The sequence below is a fragment of the Nesterenkonia sp. AY15 genome (assembly GCF_022565855.1).
GTDB lineage: Bacteria > Actinomycetota > Actinomycetes > Actinomycetales > Micrococcaceae > Nesterenkonia.
Genome location: NZ_JAJOYV010000008.1, coordinates 1 through 14,252 on the forward strand (window position 1 = coordinate 1; position 14,252 = coordinate 14,252).

At 68.3% G+C, this 14,252-nt stretch carries 13 protein-coding genes; 2 read left to right on the plus strand and 11 right to left on the minus strand.

Features of this window, described 5'->3' with window-relative positions; translation table 11 throughout:
* Positions 1-575 precede the first annotated feature (575 nt).
* The 4 genes from tyrS to LSI54_RS11155 form a co-directional block, all read right to left on the minus strand.
* The gene (tyrS, locus tag LSI54_RS11140; RefSeq protein WP_241478434.1) at positions 576-1,892 is read right to left on the minus strand and encodes a tyrosine--tRNA ligase; all 1,317 of its coding nucleotides are present in this window, start codon (positions 1,890-1,892) and stop codon (positions 576-578) included.
* Positions 1,893-1,957: 65 nt separating this feature from the next.
* Positions 1,958-4,222, minus strand: coding sequence for a HelD family protein (locus tag LSI54_RS11145; RefSeq protein WP_241466300.1), 2,265 nt, complete (start codon positions 4,220-4,222; stop codon positions 1,958-1,960).
* 124 nt (positions 4,223-4,346) lie between these two features.
* The gene (locus LSI54_RS11150) at positions 4,347-5,009 is read right to left on the minus strand and encodes a DNA-3-methyladenine glycosylase (RefSeq protein ID WP_241466293.1); all 663 of its coding nucleotides are present in this window, start codon (positions 5,007-5,009) and stop codon (positions 4,347-4,349) included.
* A gap of 41 nt (positions 5,010-5,050) precedes the next feature.
* Positions 5,051-6,145, minus strand: a complete 1,095-nt coding sequence (locus tag LSI54_RS11155) for a GTP-binding protein (protein ID WP_241478399.1) — start codon at positions 6,143-6,145, stop codon at positions 5,051-5,053.
* Between the two features lie 60 nt (positions 6,146-6,205).
* Here LSI54_RS11155 and ykgO point away from each other — a divergent pair, with 60 nt between their 5' ends.
* Positions 6,206-6,328 carry a type B 50S ribosomal protein L36 gene (ykgO, locus tag LSI54_RS11160; protein WP_084479720.1) on the plus strand — a complete coding sequence of 41 codons (123 nt, stop codon included), beginning with the start codon at positions 6,206-6,208 and terminating at the stop codon, positions 6,326-6,328.
* Here ykgO and LSI54_RS11165 read toward each other — a convergent pair.
* The 3 genes from LSI54_RS11165 to LSI54_RS11175 are packed head-to-tail and all read right to left on the minus strand — an operon-like array spanning position 6,288 to position 9,817.
* The gene (locus LSI54_RS11165; RefSeq protein WP_241471140.1) at positions 6,288-7,073 is read right to left on the minus strand and encodes a lytic transglycosylase domain-containing protein; all 786 of its coding nucleotides are present in this window, start codon (positions 7,071-7,073) and stop codon (positions 6,288-6,290) included. The genes ykgO and LSI54_RS11165 overlap by 41 nt on opposite strands.
* Before the next feature lie 36 nt (positions 7,074-7,109).
* Positions 7,110-8,576, minus strand: coding sequence for an argininosuccinate lyase (argH, locus tag LSI54_RS11170; protein ID WP_241471139.1), 1,467 nt, complete (start codon positions 8,574-8,576; stop codon positions 7,110-7,112).
* 2 nt (positions 8,577-8,578) lie between these two features.
* Entirely contained in the window at positions 8,579-9,817 is a 1,239-nt protein-coding gene (locus LSI54_RS11175) for an argininosuccinate synthase (protein ID WP_241466289.1), read from the minus strand.
* Between the two features lie 164 nt (positions 9,818-9,981).
* On the opposite strand from LSI54_RS11175, the gene LSI54_RS11180 reads away from it, so the two are divergent.
* Complete coding sequence (locus LSI54_RS11180) at positions 9,982-10,440, plus strand: ankyrin repeat domain-containing protein (protein WP_241466288.1); 459 nt, start codon at positions 9,982-9,984, stop codon at positions 10,438-10,440.
* 75 nt (positions 10,441-10,515) lie between these two features.
* On the opposite strand, the gene LSI54_RS11185 is transcribed toward LSI54_RS11180, so the two are convergent.
* From LSI54_RS11185 to argB, 4 genes are read right to left on the minus strand one after another with little or no spacing between them, the layout of a single operon-like run.
* A complete protein-coding gene (locus tag LSI54_RS11185; protein ID WP_241466287.1) occupies positions 10,516-11,016 on the minus strand; it encodes an arginine repressor in 501 nt (166 codons plus the stop codon).
* 1 nt (position 11,017) lies between these two features.
* Positions 11,018-11,992 (minus strand): ornithine carbamoyltransferase, encoded by a 975-nt coding sequence (gene argF / locus LSI54_RS11190; RefSeq protein WP_241478400.1) that lies wholly within the window; start codon positions 11,990-11,992, stop codon positions 11,018-11,020.
* Positions 11,989-13,305 carry an acetylornithine transaminase gene (locus LSI54_RS11195; RefSeq protein ID WP_241478401.1) on the minus strand — a complete coding sequence of 439 codons (1,317 nt, stop codon included), beginning with the start codon at positions 13,303-13,305 and terminating at the stop codon, positions 11,989-11,991. Before LSI54_RS11195 ends, argF begins: the two co-directional genes overlap by 4 nt.
* On the minus strand, positions 13,302-14,246 hold the full coding sequence (gene argB / locus LSI54_RS11200) for an acetylglutamate kinase (RefSeq protein WP_241466284.1): 945 nt from the start codon (positions 14,244-14,246) through the stop codon (positions 13,302-13,304). Before argB ends, LSI54_RS11195 begins: the two co-directional genes overlap by 4 nt.
* Positions 14,247-14,252: the final 6 nt, after the last annotated feature.

A 14,252-nucleotide genomic window follows, 5' to 3' on the forward strand; every position in this document is an offset into this window, starting at 1 on the left:
AAATAAATAATTTGGTATCAACAAACTTGGCACACTATTGAGTTCTCAAACAACAACCGCTACCGGCACCATCAGAAGTTTTTCTCTGAATCGCTCCGAAGCAACTTTGTAAGCTTACCAACAAGCTTCCGCTTCGTCAATTCAGCGTTTCCGCCGTCCTGACCCGACTTCGAATGAATCATTCCCAGCGAATACTCGCTGCGAACGACTCGAACTCGTCGTCTGCGCGGTTCTCAACTCTACGTCGCGGTGTTCGCCTTCGTCAACTCGAGGTCAACTCTGCATGAACACCACACAAACCGTGGTCTCGAACCCCCCGGGAACACCTCGCTTGAGCCGATGACCAGCCCAGAGGGCCAGCGCACCGCAACAAGGAACAGATCCTGTGTGGGGAGAAGCTATGTGGTTATCAAATCCGGGGATCTTCGCGGTCCGCCTCAGCTTCCCGCCGTGCCCCCTTGAGCACGAGATAGAACTTTACACACGCCCCGCCGAGTCCGCAAACCAAAACCAGTGCGACCTGCATCACACCCCTGGATCCCCGTGACCTGGCGGTTTTCACATCGAACCCGGACTCACCCCCGATGGACCAGCGCGAGGTTCTTCTTGCCGCGCCGGACCAGCAGGAACTTCTCGTGCAGCCACATCGAGTCGGCCACCGGCGCATCGGCATCGGTGATCTTCTCGTTGTTGACGTAGGCGCCGCCGTCGCTGATCGCCCGACGCGCCTCTCCATTGGACTTGACCAGGCCGGTGTCCACCAGCAGTCGGACTGCAGTCGCTTCCCCGGCAGGCACGTGTGCATGGGGAAGCTCGGAGGCCACCGCCTGCAGGGTGGGCTCATCGATCAGGGTCAACTCCCCCTTGCCGAAGATCGCACCGGAAGCGTCGATCACCTTCCTTGTGGCATCTTCGCCATGCACCAGGGAGGTCACGTCCCAGGCGAGTGCTCGCTGGGCCTCTCGCTTGAAGGGTGCATCCTGCACCGAGCGCTCAAGCTCGGCGATCTCTTCCCGGGTCCGGAAGGTGAAGACCTTGAGCCTGTCGATCACATCGGCGTCGGACTGGTTGAGCCAGAACTGGTAGAAGGCATAGGGCGAGCACAGCTGCGGCTCGAGCCAGATGGCGTTGCCCTCGGACTTGCCGAACTTGGTGCCGTCGGAGTTGGTGATCAGAGGTGTGCCCAGTGCGTGCACCTGGGCACCTTCGGCGCGGCGGACCAGCTCGGTGCCGGAGGTCAGGTTGCCCCACTGATCCGAGCCGCCGAACTGCAGCGTGCAGCGGTACTGGCGGAAGAGCTGCAGGTAGTCGAAGCCCTGCAGGATCTGGTAGCTGAACTCGGTGTAGGAGATGCCCTCATCGGAGTTCAGCCGCTTGGCCACGATGTCCTTCTTGATCATCGTGCCCACACGGAAGTACTTCCCGATGTCACGCAGGAACTCGATCGCGCTCACACCTTCGGTCCAGTCCAGGTTGTTCACCATGGTGGCCGCACTCTCCCCGTCGAAGGAGATGTAGTGCTTGATCTGCTGCTGCAGGGAATCCACCCAGCCGGAGACGACCTCGGGGGTGTTCAGCGTGCGTTCGCTCGACGGCCTCGGATCTCCGATCAGACCGGTGGAACCGCCCACCAGCGCCAGCGGCTTGTGCCCTGCCAGCTGGATGCGGCGCATGGTCAGAAGCTGCACCAGGTGGCCCAGGTGCAGGGAGGCCGCCGTGGGGTCGAAGCCGCAGTAATAGACGATGGGCTCACCCGAGAGCGCCTGCTCCAGCGCGTCTGCATCGGTGGAGACATGGACGAGTCCCCGCCAGTTCAGCTCCTGCCAGAGCGACTCGAAGCTGTCGTCGTTGCGCTGAGCGGCCAGCGCCGGGTTCGTGGATTCGAGGCTCATCTGGGTCACAGCAGGTACGTTACCAATCATCTCGGGCCTGGTCCGTCAGAACCCGGCAGAATCGGTCAGAACCCGGCCGGGAGTTCCCGGGCGGCCAGGACGTGCAGCGCATGGGTGGGTCGGGTGAGGGCGACGTAGAGGCTGCCCACCCGTCCGGCGGTCTCCTCAAGGATCTCTGCCGGCTCGATCAGCACCACGGCGTCGAACTCCAGGCCCTTGGCCTCGTCGGCGGAGAGCGCCAGGATGTCCTCGGTCAATGAACCGGCGCCCCTACCCACGCGTGGACCGAACTCGGTCACCAGTGCGCGGCGGGCGGCGGCGAGCAGCCGCTGCGGCACGATCGCCGCGACGAGCCCCTCCCCCACTCGCTCATGTTCTGCGCGCACCGCGGCGGTGGCGGCGGTGATGAGCTGATCGGCCTGGACCTTCTCGATCACCGGCGGGTAGTCCCCTTCGCGCACGGTGCGCAGCGAGGTGGTCTGGAGCCCATTGGCCTGGGCGACCCGCTCGGCGAGTTCCACGATGGTGCCGGGAGTGCGGTAGTTGACCGTGAGCTCCTCCACGCGCATCCGCTTGCCCACGAAGGGCGCCATGGCCTCCTGCCAGCTCGACGCGGCCGACGGCGAGGAGCCCTGGGCGATGTCACCGACGATGGTGAAGGACTTCAGCGGGCAGCGGCGCATCAGCACGTGCCACTGCATCGGCGAGAGCTCCTGCGCCTCATCGACCACCACGTGGCCGTAGGTCCAGCTGCGGTCCACCTGGGCGCGTTCGGCCGCGGTCAGCCGGGGGCCGGACTCGGCGTTCATGTCCACCACTGCCTGGGCGTCGAGGAACCCTTCGATGCCCATCTCCTCGAGCTGCGGGGTGGCGTTCTCCACTGCGCGCTGGGCGTTGTCCAACGAGCGGGCCGCAGCGGCCTTCTGTCGTGCGGCCTCGCGCCCGGCCGATTCATCCAGGGTGCCCAGCAGCTCTGCGGCCTCATCCAGCAGCGGAACATCTGCACTCGTGAACGGGCTGCCGGGCTGGCGCTGCAGCAGGTCCCGCTCCGCAGCGGTGAGCTCGGGCGCGACGTCGGCCAGGTACTTCGGCTTGGCGTAGAGATCTTCGAGCAGTCCCTGCGGGCTGCGCGGCATCCAGCACAGGTTCAGCAGCACCCGGACGTCGCGAGCGCTGCGGACGTCTTCGAGCAGGTAGGACCGGTCGGCGTCGTTGCCCTCGGAGCGCTTCTCGATGATCCGTTCGAGCTTCTCGGCGATCTCCTTGACCAGAACCTTGACGAAGGTGGTGCGCGCCTCGTTATAAGGCTTGCCGGTGGCGCGGGCCCGCTCGAGGGCCCGATTGACCATCTTCGGGGTGACCCCGACGCGGGTGCCGTCGACGGTGACGTCGCGGACATCCGGGAGGGTGCGCTGGCGGTGGGTGACGGCGGCGTCGATGATCTGGACCCAGTCCAGGCGTCCCTTGATCTCTTCGACCCGCGAGTCCCTCTCCTCGGTGCCGCGCACCCCGGGGAAGAGCTCTGAGAGGGAGGACAGCACCACACCGGTCTCCCCCAGGGAGGGCAGCACCCGGTCGATATAGGACATGAAGGTGGAGTTCGGGCCCACGATCAGCACGCCGGCGGACTTCAGCCGGTCGCGGTGGCTGTAGAGCAGGTAGGCCGCACGGTGCAGCGCCACGGCGGTCTTGCCGGTGCCGGGTCCGCCCTGGACCACCATGACGCCGGGCAGCTCGGCGCGGATGATGCGGTCCTGCTCGGACTGGATGGTCGCGACGATGTCGCCCATCTGCCCGGTGCGTCGTGCGGTCAGCGCGGCCAGCAGGGCGCCGTCGCCATGGTTGTGGCTGGCCTCCTCCAACATGGTCGCGTCGAGGATGTCGTCCTCCACCCCGTGCACCTCACGGCGCTTGAGCATCAGATGTCGACGACGGCGCACGCCTTGGCGTTCGAAGGCGGTCGCCTGGTAGAAGACGCCGGCCTCGGGGGCGCGCCAGTCCAGCATCAGCCGCTGGTGACTCGCGGAGGTCAGTCCGATGCGCCCGATATAGCGGCACTCTCCCGAGTCGTGATCGAGGCGGCCGAAGACCAGCCGATCGTCGACCGCATTGAGCTGCGCGAGCCGGTCCTCGTACATCGCGGCGAAGGCGTCGCGCTCGGAGGCGTTCTGCATGGTGCCGCTGGAGCCGACCCGGCGCACCTTGGCGAGCTGGACCTCTTTCTCCGCGCGGAGCTCATCGAGCCGGGAGTAGAGCACGCCGACGTACTCGCGCTCCTCCTCCACTCCGGCTTCGAGGCCGGGCACCGGAACGTCGTCGTCTTCAGGCATGATCTCGGCCGTGGCCGAGGACTGTGAATCACTCATCAAGCAGCGCAGCTCTCCGTCGCGAATTTGCTGACCACCAAGCATACCTCTATTCCGCTGAACCGAATCTGTCGAGATTCCAGCCGGGTCAGGGGCTGACCTCCGCAGGAACATTGCGTCCGGGGCGGTAGGCCGAGACCGTGGGGTCGGCGTCGAGCCAGTAGCGCCAGGGATAGCCGATGCTGCCGCCGGCCCCGGAGACTCCGACGCGCGCGCCGCTGCGGATCTGCTCGGGGTTCACCGGCTCGGCGGGCGGGGTCAGGGTGAACCGTGCGGGGTCAGCGCTGGCGGCGGAGTTCCTCAGGTGCACGGGCAGCGCGTCCATCGGCAGGGTGATGCCCAGTCCCTGGCCCAGCCGGCCGGGCCCTGAGAGCAGCTTCGCTCCGGTGTCGCGGCCGCCGCGGCGCTCGATCGCCAGCTCACGGCCGGCAAGGACCTCGCCGGCGCGCAGCAGCACGCCTCCCGCGGTGCCCTCGTCGGCGCAGGCGAAGTTCAGGCAGCGGTGGATCCCGTAGTTGAGGTAGACGTAGGTGTGCCGGGGAGGTCCGAAGAGCGCCGCATTGCGAGCGGTCTTGCCGTTGTAGCTGTGCGCGCCAGGATCCTCGCCCTGGTCCCCGTAGGCCTCGACCTCCGTCAGCCGCACCCGCACGGACCCGCCCTCCGTCAGCACGGTGAGCTCACAGCCCAGCAGCGCCGGAGCCAGCTCGGTGGCGTGGGCGTCGAAGAGGGCGTTCAGTCGCGCAGAGTCCATCTGCCCATGATGGCAGACCTGGTCCCGGGCCGGTGCTCGGCTCAGTCTTCGGCCTCGGTGACCGACTCCCAGACCGGGAAGGGGTCGCTGAAGGTGCGCCAGAGCTGCGGACCGTCGGTGAGCTCAACATCGGTGAGCGTGGCCTCGTCCAAGGCCGCTGTGAGTCCTTCGGCGTCGAGGTCCATCCCGATGAAGGCGATGTCCTGACCGAAGGCGAGCATCTCCTCGGGGTCCTCGACCTGATGATCGAAGGCCAGCGGAGCCAGCGAGATGATCTGCCCGATGTGCTCCCACTGCGCGGTGATGTGGCCTCGGGTGGCGAGCCGGGCGAATCCTGCGGAGCGGATCACGCGGCCGAACTCCTCGACCTCGACGCGCAGATCCAACAGCTGTTTGAGGCGGCCGGGGTGGAAGGGGCGGAGCTGTTCATAGCGGAAGGCCGAGACGCGGGCGTGCCGATGGCGTGGCTGGAAGTCGCCGTTCAAGAGGCAGGTCCAACCGGCACGGGACTCCTCCCCCGAATAGCCGGGCACCTTCGAACGCAGAGTCCGAGCCCCAGGATCTCCGCTGAACCGCACCTGCGCGTGCGGACTCAGGTGGGCCACCAGCGCCACCAGAATGGCCAGCTCACCCGGGTCGATCAGGCGCCAGTTCACCATCATGACCGTGGAGGCATATTCGATCTGCTTGACGATGACTTCGGCGCGGCAGACGTAGGCCAGCTCCCCCGGGTGCCTCCCGTGCTGGTCAGCCTCGAGCACCACGTAGTCATCGGATGCGAGGTCGTCGAGCAGGTGAGCGGCATCCACGACACAGATGACCTCGGTGAGCTGGGGCTGCGGCCCGTGGTCACGGTCCAGACCGCTCAGCCCGTCTGACGCCGTCAGCGAGCCGATGACCTCGGTGATGGCGCTGGCCAGTGGATACTCGACCACCAGCTCGGGCCTGTCGGGCACGAGCCGCAGCAGCCGCAGCGCAGAATCCAGCGCCGTCTCATCCGTCGCGAGGCGATCAGCCTGCAGCAGCACGGCGCCGCGCCGCTGGGCCAGTGCTGCGGCGAAGTCCTTCCGCTCAGGACCGCAGGCCCCCATCACCGCGACCACCTGCACAGCTGGCACCTCGCCTGACATCGTCATCGCCGACTCCCTTCGAGTATTGTTAACGCTAATGCTACTCATTCTCACTAGGAGGTCATAATGAAGGTCCGCAATTCACTGCGTGCATTGAAGAACAAGCCGGGATCACAGGTGGTGCGACGCCGGGGGCGCACCTACGTGATCAATAAGAAGAATCCGCGGCTGAAGGCCCGTCAGGGCTGACGTAGTCCTGGGCGTGGGCGGCGACGTCGTTGACGTACTCCATCGACTGGTTATAGGCGACGACGGCATCCACCCAGCCCTCGTCACTGGTCAGGTCTTCCCCGCTCTCGCACAGGTAGACGGCGGCGGTGAGCGCGGCGTCGTCGAACTGATGCGGATCTGAGGCTCCGCTGCGTGAGCCGTCCTGGGCGTAGAGCTCCCAGGTGGCCGGGATGAACTGCATCGGCCCCACCGCCCGGTCCCACTCGGCGTCCCCGTCCAGTGCGCCGCCGTCGGTGTCGGGGATCTCGGCCAGGCCCGGGGATCCGTCCAGCGGGATGCCGATGATGGCGGGGGCGACCTGACCGTCTGGCTGAACCTGGGCGTCCGCGTAGGTGCCGTGCTGGGATTCGACCTGCCCGATGCCGGCCAGGGTGTTCCAGCCCAGTCCGCATTCGGGTCGGGTCTGCTCGACCAGCAGCGCCGCTCCGGTGTAGGCGGCGAGGGCGCGCTGCGGGATGCCGGTGCGGTCCGCCACCGCCTCGAGCCACTGCTCGTCGGCGAGCCCGGCGATGGGGGCCCATGGCTGCCCGGGCGCGGGGGCCTCGGCGGGCGCGGCCGCTTCGGGGAGCCGCTGAGCGGGGGCGCTGGGGTACTCCAGGCCCGGGGCCTGCCGAGGCTCGGCGCATCCGGTGAGCGCAAGCAGAGCCGCCCCGGCCAGGACGGCCGGGACGGCTCTGCGCCGCCTCGAAGCGGCCTGGGTCATGTGGGGTTCACTCCAGCGCCCGGTTCAGCGAACAGCTCAGCTGACGCTGTCTGGACCGACATTGCTGCCCGCGGAGCGGATGAACTCCTTGATCGGGCTCAGCTGCAGCGTGAGCTCCTCGAGCTGCTCGGCCACCGCTGACGGCGCCGTGCCGCCGCGGGAGGATCGTGAGTTCAGCGATCCGAAGGTGGTCAGCACCTCACGCACCGCCGGAGTCAGCTGGACAGAGATGCCGCTGAGCTCTTCGTCGGTGAGGTCCCAGAGTTCGACGTCGCGCGCTTCAGCCACCCGGACGGCTTCGCCGGAGAGCTCATGTGCCACTCGGAAGGGCACGCCCTGGCGGACCAGCCATTCGGCGATGTCGGTGGCGAGTGCGAAGCCGCGCGGGGCCAGCTCGGCCATCCGGTCGGTGTGGAAGACCAGGGTGGCGATCATCCCGGAGACCGCCGGAAGCAGCAGCTCCAGGGTGTCCACCGCGTCGAAGAGCGGCTCCTTGTCCTCCTGCAGGTCCCGGTTATAGGCCAGCGGCAGGCCCTTGAGCGTGGCCAGCAGCCCGGTCAGGTCACCGATGAGGCGACCGGACTTGCCGCGGGCGAGCTCGGCCACGTCGGGGTTCTTCTTCTGCGGCATGATCGAGCTGCCGGTGGAGAAGGCATCATCGAGGGTGACGAAGCCGGCCTCCTTGGTGGCCCAGAAGATGATCTCCTCGCTGATCCGGGAGAGATCCACGCCGATCATGGCGCTGACCCAGGAGAACTCCGCGTAGACATCGCGCGCCGCGGTGCCGTCGATGGAGTTCCAGGCCGCCTGGCCGAAGCCGAGCTCCTCGGCCACGCGCTGCGGGTCCAGACCCAGCGAGGATCCGGCCAGGGCGCCGGAGCCGTAGGGCGAGGTGGCCGCCCGCCGGTCCCAGTCCACGATCCGCTGCAGATCACGCAGCAGCGCCCAGGCGTGGGCCAGCAGGTGGTGACTCAGCAGCACCGGCTGCGCATGCTGCAGATGCGTCCGGCCCGGCATCGGCGCATTCGGGTGGGCCTCGGCCTGAGTGATCAGCGCCTCGATGGTGCCGAGCACCCCGGCGCCGATGACCCGGGCATGATCACGCAGGAACATCCGCCCCATGGTGGCGATCTGGTCGTTGCGCGAGCGTCCGGCGCGCAGCTTCCCGCCCAGGTCCTCGCCGGCGCGTGCAAGCAGTCCGCGCTCCAGCGCCCCGTGCACGTCTTCGTCGCTCTGCGCCGGAGTGAAGTCCCCGGAGAGCACGTCGGCCTCGAGCTGGTCGAGGGCAGAAAGCATCCCGTGCAGCTCGACGTCGTCAAGCAGACCGGTGCGGTGCAGCACCCTGGCGTGCGCGCGGGATCCGGCGATGTCATAGCGGGCCAGCCGGAAGTCGAAGTGCGTGGACTTGCTCAGCGCGGCCAGCGCATCTGCCGGCCCTGAGGCGAACCTTCCGCCCCAGAGCGCGCCCTCGTTGGTGCCGTGCTTGGTGCTCTCCGGGTTCATGCTCAGCGGTCCAGGTTGCCGAGGCCGGAGAAGTCCGGCTTGCCGTGGATGCGCTGCTCGCGCTGGGAGGCCACCTTGGAGGACAGGCCGAAGATGTCGATGAATCCGCGGGCGCTGGACTGATCGAAGGCGTCGCCGGCGTCGTAGGTGGCCAGGTTGAAGTCATACAGGCTGGTCTCGGAGCGGCGGCCCTGCACGGTGGCGCGGCCGCCGTGCAGCTCGAGCCGGATCTCGCCGGAGACGTACTTCTGGGTCTCGTCGATGAAGGCGTCGAGGTTGCGCTTGAGCGGGGAGAACCACTGGCCGTCATAGACCAGCTCGGTCCAGCGCTGGTCCACCGTCTTCTTGAACCGGGCCTGCTCGCGCTCCAGGGTGATGTTCTCGAGCTCGCGGTGCGCGGCGATCAGCGCCATCGCGCCGGGGGCCTCGTAGATCTCGCGGGACTTGATCCCCACCAGGCGGTCCTCGACGATGTCGATCCGGCCCACGCCCTGCGCACCGGCGCGGCGGTTGAGCTGCTCGATGGCCTCGAGCGCGGTCACGGTCTGTCCGTCGAGGGCCACCGGGACGCCCTGGTCGAAGGTGATGGTGACGACGTCGGCTGAGGGCGGGAAGGAGGGGTCCTCGGTGTACTCGTAGACGTCCTTGGTGGGTCCGTTCCAGATGTCTTCCAGGAAGCCGGTCTCCACGGCGCGGCCCCAGACGTTCTGGTCGATCGAGAAGGGGTTCTTCTTGGTGGTCTCGATCGGCAGGTTGTGCTTCTCGGCGTATTCGATGGCCAGCTCGCGGGTCAGGGCGAGGTCGCGGACCGGGGCGATGCACTTGAGCTCCGGGCCCAGGGTCTGGATGCCGACCTCGAAGCGGACCTGGTCGTTGCCCTTGCCGGTGCAGCCGTGGGCCACCGTGGTGGCGCCGAACTGCTGGGCGGCGGCGACCAGGTGCTTGGTGATCACCGGACGAGAGATCGCGGAGACCAGCGGGTAGGAGTCCATGTAGAGGCCGTTGGCCTTCAGCGTGGGCATGCAGTACTGATCGGCGAACTCGTCACGGGCGTCGGCGACATAGGCCTCCACGGCGCCGCAGTCCAGGGCGCGCTGACGCACCGTCTCCAGTGATTCACCGCCCTGGCCGACGTCGACGGCGACGGCGACGACCTCCTGGCCTGTGGCTTCGGCGATCCAGCCGATGGCCACAGAGGTGTCGAGGCCGCCGGAATAGGCGAGAACAATACGATCAGTCACAACGAATCTCCTTGGGGAACGGAACTTTGGCTCGACGACAGCCTACATAATTATTCGCAGGTCTGCATAAACGTGTCGGTGAGGTTCGGGGTCCCCGTCAGGTTATCCTCTCCGCGCCCCCAGCGGATCAGGTCGCCGGCCCTGTCTCAGATAGACTTGCGGCCATGTCACAGGACTCCCAGCACTCGGCCGATCTCCCGGCGAACCAGCAGCCTTCCACAGGCGGGGCGCCTGAGCTGACCGAGGAGCAGATGGAGTTCCTGGCCTCGATGTTCGGCGTCGCCCGGGCGGGCAAGACCGAGGAGCTGCTTGACCTCGTGGATCGCGGCCTGCCGGTGAACCTGAGCAACGAGAAGGGTGACACGCTGCTCATCCTCTCCGTCTACAACGACCACACCGAGCAGGCCGAAGGGCTCCTGGCCCGCGGCGCCGATGTGGACCGGATCAACGATCAAGGTCAGACCGCTCTGGGCTGCGCGGTGTTCCGACAGAACGTACCGGCCACGAAGGCGCTGCTCGACGCCGGCTCAGACCCCCGCCTGGGGCGGCAGAGCGCCTACGCGGTGGCCGAGATCTTCGGCCTGGACTCGATGCGCGCCATCCTGGACAGCCACCAGCGCTGAGTCGCCCCTCTCAGGCTGAGCAGCCGAGGGGCCCCTGTGCCGCCGACCGGCGCTGCGCCTCCGCCCGGGGCTGCCTCAGCTGCGGCCCTCGGCGAAGCCGGTGAAGCGCCGCGCGACCGCCGCTCCCCCGTCCGGCTCGGTGGTGACCACCATGATCGTGTCGTCTCCGGCGATGCACCCCAGGACCTCCGGGATCCCGGCGTGGTCCACCGCGCTGGCCAGGAACTGGGCCGCTCCGGGAGGGGTGCGCAGGATGACCAGGTTCGCGCTGGGCTCGGCAGAGACCAAGAGGTCCTTGCACAGCGCGATCAGCCGCGCCGTCGTCGTCGCCTCGGTCTGGTCGGCCTGCAGCTCACGGTCGTGGCCGTCGGAGGGCACCGCGTAGATCAGCCCGCCCTGGACTCCGCGCACCCGGGCGGCTCCGATCTCGACCAGGTCACGCGAGAGCGTCCCCTGGGTGACCGTGACGCCGGCGTCAGCGAGGCGTTCGGCGAGCTCGGCCTGAGAGCGGACCTGGGAGCGCGAGATCAGCTCGCGGATCTTCGCGTGCCGGGCGGTCTTGGTGGTCGGCGACATCTCAGCGCTCCCCCGCGCGGACCAGTTCCGCGGTCTGTTCGTCGGCCAGCCCGGAGCGCACCAGCAGCCAGGCCATCAGCGCCTTCTGCGCGTGCAGCCGGTTCTCCGCCTCGTCCCAGACCACCGATTGCGGCCCGTCGATGACCTCGGCGCTGATCTCCACCCCACGGTAGGCCGGGAGACAGTGCAGGACGACGGCGCCCGGCGCGGCGTGGGCCATGGCGGCGGCGTCGACCCGGTAGTCCCCGAAGAGCTGGAGCCGCTGCTGCTTCTCCTCCTCCTGCCCCATGGAGACCCAGGTGTCGGTGGCCACCGCGTCGGCGCCGTCCAGCGCCTGGATCGGATCGGTGGTGATCAGCACCTTGCCGCCGGTCTGCGCGGCGCGGGCCTGTGCGGCGTCGATGATGTGCTGCTCGGGCAGGAAGCCTTCGGGGCCGGCGATGCGCACGTCCATGCCGGCGTTGACCCCGGCGAGCAGGTAGGAGTTCGCCATGTTGTTCGCCGCGTCTCCAAGGTAGGCCAGGGAGCGGCCCTGGGTGGTGCCGAGGTGTTCGCGCAGGGTCAGCAGATCGGCGAGCAGCTGGCAGGGATGATAGTCGTCGGAGAGCGCGTTGATGACCGGGACCGCGCTGTGCTGGGCCATCTCCTCCAGGCCTGACTGGGCGTAGGTGCGCCAGATGATCAGGCTGACCATGCGGTCGAGCACCCGGGCGGTGTCGGCGATGGTCTCCTTGTGCCCGAGCTGGGACTCGCCGGGGTTCACCACCAGCGGGGCGCCGCCGAGCGCGGAGATCCCGGCGACGAAGGAGAAGCGGGTCCGGGTGGAGGTCTTGTCGAAGAACACCGCGGCCGTCTGCGGGCCGGCCAGTGCCTTGATCGCATAGGGGTTGGCCTTCATATGTCCGGCGAGGGTCAGCACCTGGTCCAGCTCGACGGGGCTGAGGTCCAGGTCGGTGAGGAAGTGGCGGACGGTCATGAGGTGCTCCTGCGGTGGATCTCGGGAAGGGCGTCGATGAACAGCTGGATCTGCTCCGCGGTGATGATCAGCGGCGGGGCCAGGCGCAGCGTCGAAGGGCCGGTGGCGTTGATGATGAACCCGGCCTCCAGGGCCGCGGCGACCATCGCGGGGGCCAGCGTCTCACCCGGTGCGGCCGCGAGGTCGAATCCGATCAGCAGCCCGTGTGCGCGCACTTCGGTGACGAAGTCCAGCGCGGCGAGCCGGCTGGCCGTGTAGGCGCTGACCTCCCGGACATGGCGGAGCAGGTCGGTGGACTCGATGACGTGCAGGGTGGCCAGGGCGGCCGCGGTGGCGGCGGGGTTTCCGCCGAAGGTGGTGCCGTGCTGGCCGGGGTTCAGCAGCGAGCTGGGGTGTTCCCCGAAGGTGAGCATCGCCCCGATCGGGAACCCGCCGCCGAGGCCCTTGGCCAGGGTCATCGCGTCCGGGAGCACCGGGGTCGAATCTGCCGGCGCGGAGGCGAACCAGGAGCCGGTGCGGCCGATGCCGGTCTGCACCTCGTCGAAGATCAACAGCGCCCCGGCGGCGCGGGTGATCTCGCGTGCCGCCTCCAGGTATCCGGCCGGGTGGCCGTGGACTCCGGCCTCGCCCTGGACGGGTTCGATGATCACGGCGGCCACGGTCTCATCCACCGCCGCGCGCAGCGCGTCGGCGTCTCCGGCCGGGACCCATTCGACTCCGCCGGGCAGGGGCTCGAAGGGTTCGCGATAGCTGGGCTTGTGGGTCATCGCCAGCGCACCCATGGTGCGTCCGTGGAAGCCGTGCTCCAGGGCGATGATCCGGGGCCGTTCGCTGCCGCCATGGCGGCGTGCAAGCTTGAACGCGGCCTCGTTGGCCTCGGCGCCGGAGTTGGTGAAGAACGCCTTGGAGCCGGCGGGTGCCTGGGCGAGGTGCCGCAGCTTCTCGGCGAGCGCGATCTGGGTGGGGCTGGTGAAGAAGTTCGAGATGTGCCCCAGGGTGCTCAGCTGGGAGGAGACCACGCTGGTGATCAGCGGGTGGGCGTGGCCCAGGGCGTTGACCGCGATGCCGCCGAGCAGGTCGAGGTACTCCCGGCCGTCGGCGTCGAAGACGGTGGCGCCTGAGCCGCGGACCAGCACCCGCTGCGGGGTCCCGAAGACCCCGAGCAGCGACTCGGTGTACCGGGCCAGCAGCTGATCACCGTCCTCGACGGCGAGCGCGGCGCTGTTGAGGTCGGCGCTGCTGAGATCGCCGCTGCTGAGATCGGCGGTGCTGAGGTCAGCGGTGTTCGGCTCGGGCGTGTTCTGCTGGCTCATAGGGCCTCCCCGTCGGGAACGATCTGGGTGCCGACGCCCTCGGTGGTGACGATCTCCAGGAGCATCGAATGCGGCGCCCGGCCATCGACCACGTGGGCACGTGGGACGCCGGCCTCCACGGCCTTCAGCGCCGCTGTCATCTTCGGGATCATCCCCGATTCCAGGCTGGGCAGCATGGCACGCAGGTCGGTGGCGCTGAGTGAGGAGATCAGCGAGGACTTGTCCGGCCAGTTGGCGTAGAGGCCCTCCACATCGGTGAGCATCACCAGCTTGGCCGCACCGAGCGCCGAGGCGACGGCGGCCGCCGCGAGATCGGCGTTGACGTTGAGCACCTCGCCGGTGGGAGCGGCGTCGGCGGCGGTGGAGTCGAACTCAGGGGCGATGGTCGAGATCACCGGGATCCGCCCGGCGGCGAGCAGGTCGGTGATCGCATCGGGGTTGACCCCGCTGACCTCGCCGACGAGGCCGAGGTCCACGGTCTCGCCGTCGATCTCCACGGTGGTGCGGGTGGCGCGCAGCAGCGCGGCGTCCTCGCCGGAGAGGCCCACCGCGTAGGGGCCGTGGCTGTTGATCAGTCCGATGAGCTCGCGCCCGACCTGCCCGGTGAGCACCATCCGGACCACGTCCATGGCTTCGGGGGTGGTGACCCGCTGCCCGGCGCGGAACTCGGACTCGATGCCGAGGGTCTCCAGCATCGCGTTGATCTGCGGGCCTCCCCCGTGCACCACCACCGGGTTGACCCCGACGTGGCGCAGGAAGACCACGTCCTCGGCGAAGGCGCGGCGGAGCTCGTCGTTGATCATGGCGTTGCCGCCGTACTTGATCACGATGGTCTCTCCGGCGAACTTCTGGATCCAGGGCAGCGCCTCGACCAGGACGGAGGCCTTCTCACCGGCGGAGCTCAGGCTCCCGGCGTCGCGCGGTTTCATGCTGGAGGTCATCGGGGT

What these genes read in the sequence shown, in the direction of transcription:
- tyrS (WP_241478434.1), bottom strand. Translation starts at nt 1,892, where the DNA reads ATGAGCCTCGAATCCACGAACCCGGCGCTGGCCGCTCAGCGCAACGAC.
- LSI54_RS11145 (WP_241466300.1), bottom strand. Translation starts at nt 4,222, where the DNA reads ATGCCTGAAGACGACGACGTTCCGGTGCCCGGCCTCGAAGCCGGAGTG.
- LSI54_RS11150 (WP_241466293.1), bottom strand. Translation starts at nt 5,009, where the DNA reads ATGGACTCTGCGCGACTGAACGCCCTCTTCGACGCCCACGCCACCGAG.
- LSI54_RS11155 (WP_241478399.1), bottom strand. Translation starts at nt 6,145, where the DNA reads ATGACGATGTCAGGCGAGGTGCCAGCTGTGCAGGTGGTCGCGGTGATG.
- ykgO (WP_084479720.1), top strand. Translation starts at nt 6,206, where the DNA reads ATGAAGGTCCGCAATTCACTGCGTGCATTGAAGAACAAGCCGGGATCA.
- LSI54_RS11165 (WP_241471140.1), bottom strand. Translation starts at nt 7,073, where the DNA reads ATGACCCAGGCCGCTTCGAGGCGGCGCAGAGCCGTCCCGGCCGTCCTG.
- argH (WP_241471139.1), bottom strand. Translation starts at nt 8,576, where the DNA reads ATGAACCCGGAGAGCACCAAGCACGGCACCAACGAGGGCGCGCTCTGG.
- LSI54_RS11180 (WP_241466288.1), top strand. Translation starts at nt 9,982, where the DNA reads ATGTCACAGGACTCCCAGCACTCGGCCGATCTCCCGGCGAACCAGCAG.
- LSI54_RS11185 (WP_241466287.1), bottom strand. Translation starts at nt 11,016, where the DNA reads ATGTCGCCGACCACCAAGACCGCCCGGCACGCGAAGATCCGCGAGCTG.
- argF (WP_241478400.1), bottom strand. Translation starts at nt 11,992, where the DNA reads ATGACCGTCCGCCACTTCCTCACCGACCTGGACCTCAGCCCCGTCGAG.
- LSI54_RS11195 (WP_241478401.1), bottom strand. Translation starts at nt 13,305, where the DNA reads ATGAGCCAGCAGAACACGCCCGAGCCGAACACCGCTGACCTCAGCACC.
- argB (WP_241466284.1), bottom strand. Translation starts at nt 14,246, where the DNA reads ATGACCTCCAGCATGAAACCGCGCGACGCCGGGAGCCTGAGCTCCGCC.